This is a genomic window from Streptomyces apricus (assembly GCF_008369065.1).
Classification (GTDB): Bacteria; Actinomycetota; Actinomycetes; order Streptomycetales; family Streptomycetaceae; genus Streptomyces; species Streptomyces apricus.
This window is the reverse complement of sequence record NZ_VDFC01000068.1, coordinates 1-3,396: the sequence shown is the minus strand read 5'-3', so window position 1 is coordinate 3,396 and position 3,396 is coordinate 1. Positions and strand designations below refer to the sequence as shown.

4 protein-coding genes are annotated in these 3,396 nt (G+C 73.6%); all 4 read left to right on the top strand.

Translation table 11 applies throughout. The features are described 5' to 3' along the window. Positions 1-121: 121 nt before the first annotated feature. Complete coding sequence (locus FGF04_RS33345; RefSeq protein ID WP_149515130.1) at positions 122-1,480, top strand: hypothetical protein; 1,359 nt, start codon at positions 122-124, stop codon at positions 1,478-1,480. Positions 1,481-1,611: 131 nt separating this feature from the next. Then, the gene (locus FGF04_RS33340) at positions 1,612-2,073 is read left to right on the top strand and encodes an SHOCT domain-containing protein (RefSeq protein ID WP_149515129.1); all 462 of its coding nucleotides are present in this window, start codon (positions 1,612-1,614) and stop codon (positions 2,071-2,073) included. Positions 2,074-2,106: 33 nt separating this feature from the next. Beyond that, positions 2,107-2,559 (top strand): DUF7144 family membrane protein, encoded by a 453-nt coding sequence (locus FGF04_RS33335; RefSeq protein WP_149515128.1) that lies wholly within the window; start codon positions 2,107-2,109, stop codon positions 2,557-2,559. Positions 2,560-2,740: 181 nt separating this feature from the next. After that, positions 2,741-3,396: TetR/AcrR family transcriptional regulator (locus FGF04_RS33330; RefSeq protein ID WP_149515127.1), on the top strand; the 656-nt coding region annotated here is incomplete at its 3' end.

Here is a 3,396-nt window from a genome sequence, read left to right as displayed (position 1 = left end):
CCGCCGGGACCGGCTGAGGTCCCCGCCCTCTCCGGCGCCGGGCGCCGGAGCCGGGGCACCGCAGGCTCCGTAACGCGTCGGCAGTGAGCCACTGCCGGGCGCCCACCTCCGAGGAGGAGTCATGGTCCCGGACGGCAGTTCCGTACCGCCGCACTCCGCGGGTCCCGCGGCGACCGGCACGGCGCTGGACCCCGCGGAACGCGCGGAGTACGAGCGGCTGCGCGGGGCCGCGACCCTGCGCCACCGGCGGGTGCGCCGGCTGGGCGCCGCGGTCCTGCTCCTGCTGGCCCTCCTGCTGGCGCCCCTGGCGGTCGTCGCGGCCTGGGTGCAGGACACGGTCTCCGACACCGACCGGTACGTCGAGACCGTCGCCCCCCTCGCGTCGGACCCGGCCGTGCAGAAGGTGGTGACCGACCGGCTGACCGACCGCGTGGTGCAGCAGGTGGACGTCCGGGCGGTGACGGACTCGCTGACGAAGGTGCTCGCGGACGGCGGCGCGCCGCCGCGCGTGGTGGAGAGCTCCCGGGCGCTCACCGGCCCGCTGAACTCCGCGGTGCGGACCGTCGTACGCCGCAACGTCGAGCGGGTGGTCACGAGCGACCTCTTCCAGCAGGTGTGGGAGGGGTCGAACCGGCGGGCGCACGCCGCCGTGCTGCGCATGCTCACCGGAGAGCGGCACGGCGCGCTGCGCGCCACGGGGGACGCCGTCGAGCTGGACATCGGGGCCGTGGTGGACCAGGTGCGCGAGCGCCTCGTCGACCAGGGCTTCGAGAAGGCCGCCGCCATCCCGGACAGCGACCGGACCGTCACCCTGTTCCGCACCGCGGAACTGGCCCGGGCGCAGGACGCGATGCGCCTCCTGGACATCGTCGGCACCTGGCTGCCCGTGCTCACCGTCGGCCTCGCCGCCCTGGCGGTCTGGACCGCCCCCGCGCACCGGGTGATGCTGCTGGTCAGCGCGCTCGGCATCGGCCTGATGACGGTGGTGCTGCTGGTCGCGCTGGCGGCCGTGCGGCGGATCTACCTGGACTCGGTCCCGGCCGCCGCGCTGACGCCGGAGGCCGCCGCCGCGGTCTTCGACACCCTCGTGCGCTTCCTGCGCGACAGCACCCGCACCCTTCTCGTCGTCGCGCTGATCACGGCGCTGGCCGCCTACCTGTACGGCCCGGGGCGGGCGGCCGTCGGCCTGCGCGGCGGTGCCCGGCGGGGTGCGGGCGCCGCCGGGCGGGCGCTGGGCCGGGCCGGTCTGCGGGTCGGCCCCGTGGGGCGCCGGCTGGCCGCCCGCCGTTCGGTGGTCACCGGCGTCGTCATCGGCGCGGGCGCCCTGGCCCTGGTGCTCTGGAACCACCCGACGGTCGGCGCCGTGGCGCTCGTCCTCGTCCTGGTCCTGGTGGTCCTGGCGGCGGTGGCGGTCCTCGTCGCCGTCGCGGCCGCCACGGCGCCCGGGGAGGAGGCGGCCCCCGGCCCGGCCACCCCGTGACCGGCGCCTTCCGGCCGTGCGGTGCGCGCCCGGCCCTCTCACCCGCTCCGGGTGAAGCTGCCGGGTCCTCGCCCCGGCACGCTGAAAACGGTGGAAAACGGCTGGGCGAAGGCCCAGGACGGAGGAAAGACATGTACCTCGCCTACGACTATCCGCTCATGAGCGTCTTCTGGTCCATGCTGATCTTCTTCCTGTGGATCATGTGGTTCGTCCTGCTGTTCCGGATCGTCGTCGACATCTTCCGGGACGACGACATGAGCGGCTGGGGCAAGGCCGGCTGGCTGGTGTTCGTGGTCTTCCTGCCCTTCCTCGGCGTCTTCGTCTACGTGATCGCGCGGGGCAAGAACATGGGTCACCGCGAGGTGGCGCAGGCGCGTGCCCAGCAGCAGGCCTTCGACTCGTACGTCCGGGAGACGGCCCGGAGCGCGGACCGGCCGAGCAGCGTCGACGAACTCGCGCGGCTGTCCGAGATCAGGGCCCGCGGCGACATCACGGAGGAGGAGTTCCACCGGGCGAAGGAGTTGGTGCTGAGTGGCTCCGGCGCCGGCACCTCGGGGCGAGCGGGCGCCGGCGCCTCGGCGGCCGGTCACTGACGGCAGCGCACGACACTGAATCGAGGCATCGGTATGACTGCGACACACACCGGCGGGACGCACACGCACTCGGCCGGACGGCACTGGGCCGAAGGCCTGACGGTCTTCGCGGCGATCATGCTCATGATCGCCGGTGTGCTCGACATCCTCCGGGGGATCATGGCGGTCGCCGAGGACGACATCTTCGTCAACACACCCAATTACGTCTTCGAGTTCGACCTCACCGTCTGGGGCTGGATCCATCTCGCCCTGGGGGCCGTGGCCGTGATCGTGAGCGTCGGGCTCTTCCAGGCGGCGACCTGGGCGAGGGTCGCCGGCATCGCCATCGGCGGGCTCATCATCATCGGCAACTTCCTCTCCATGCCGTACTACCCGGTCTGGTCGATCGTCATGATCGCCACCTCGGGTTTCATCATCTGGGCCCTGAGCGTGGTCCGGCAGGAGGACTTCGACGAGACGTTCACGACACCACCGCGCAGCCGGTGACGCACAGCCGCTGACAGGCCCCGGTCGCCCTCAGGGCGACCGGGCCTTGCGCGGCCTCGGGTCCCGTACGCCCCGTACCGCCACGGGTTCTCCGTACCTGCACAGGGTCCCCGTGCCTGCATGGGGACCCGTATCGGTACGGGAACCCCGTACCGATACGCCGTACCGTACACTGACACGCATGCCCCGGAGTTCTGCGTCCCTGGACCGTGCGACCCCCGACCGCATCGCGGAGACCGCGCTGCGGCTCGTCGACGAGGCCGGGCCCGGGGCGCTGACGTTCCGGGCCCTCGCCGCCCGGCTGGGCATCTCCCTCGCCTCGCTGCAGCGGCGCTGCACCGACCTGGCCGGACTGCTGGACCTGTGCACCGACCACCTGGCCGCCCGCCTCCCCGAGATCGAGCCGGGCACCGACTGGGCCACGGCCACCGAGACGCGGTTCGCCGCCCTGTACCGGCTGCTGTCGGACCACCCCGGCCTGCTCGCGCTGCGCGGCGCCCGCCCCTGGCTGGGCCCGAACCTGCTGGCCCGCCTCGTCGAACCGCAGCTCGCCGACAGCCTCGCGGCCGGGATGACCCCGCAGGAGGCGATCACCGCGTACCGGCGGATGTACCTGCTCACCCTCGGCAGCGCGAGCTTCGTCGACCACCGCGACCCCAGGGGCACCCAGGCGCTCACCCGTACCGCGCTGGCCGCCCTCGACCCGCAGGAGTATCCGGCCCTGTCGGGGAACGTGGCGGCGATCCTGCCCGCCCTGACCGACCACGAGGTCTACTACGGCGCCCTGCGCCAGCTCGTCGCCGCTGCCGCCGTACCGGAACCGCCCGCCACCCGCCC